This window comes from Pseudomonas sp. SIMBA_041, assembly GCF_046535095.1.
Taxonomy (GTDB): domain Bacteria; phylum Pseudomonadota; class Gammaproteobacteria; order Pseudomonadales; family Pseudomonadaceae; genus Aquipseudomonas; species Aquipseudomonas mucoides.
In genome coordinates this window covers 1-257 of record NZ_JAWRXJ010000555.1, presented here as the reverse complement: position 1 = coordinate 257, position 257 = coordinate 1, and the positions used below count along the sequence as shown (strand labels likewise).

Annotated in this window: 1 protein-coding gene; it reads right to left on the bottom strand. The window is 63.4% G+C overall.

Features of this window, described 5'->3' with window-relative positions; translation table 11 throughout:
• Positions 1-180 (bottom strand): SDR family NAD(P)-dependent oxidoreductase (locus SB725_RS32340; protein ID WP_410923593.1); only part of this gene is annotated, 180 nt, incomplete at its 3' end.
• Positions 181-257 lie beyond the last annotated feature (77 nt).

The following is a 257-nucleotide window of genomic DNA, read 5'->3' as shown; positions in this document are numbered from 1 at the left end:
GAACGCGGTGCCGCCCGCTTTCTCGATGGCTGCGATCGCCTCGTCCGCGCCGGATTTGCTGGCGTTGTAGGTTAGCGCGACGGTCGCACCGTCCTTTGCAAGGCGTTCGGCGATGGCGCGGCCAATGCCGCGCGATGCCCCGGTCACGAGCGCTGTCTTGCCCTTCAGGGATTGAGTCATTTGATTTTTCTCCTCAGAGTTGTGCCAGGCCACCATCAACGGCGACCTCGCTGGCGGTCATGAAGCTGCTGTCCGAC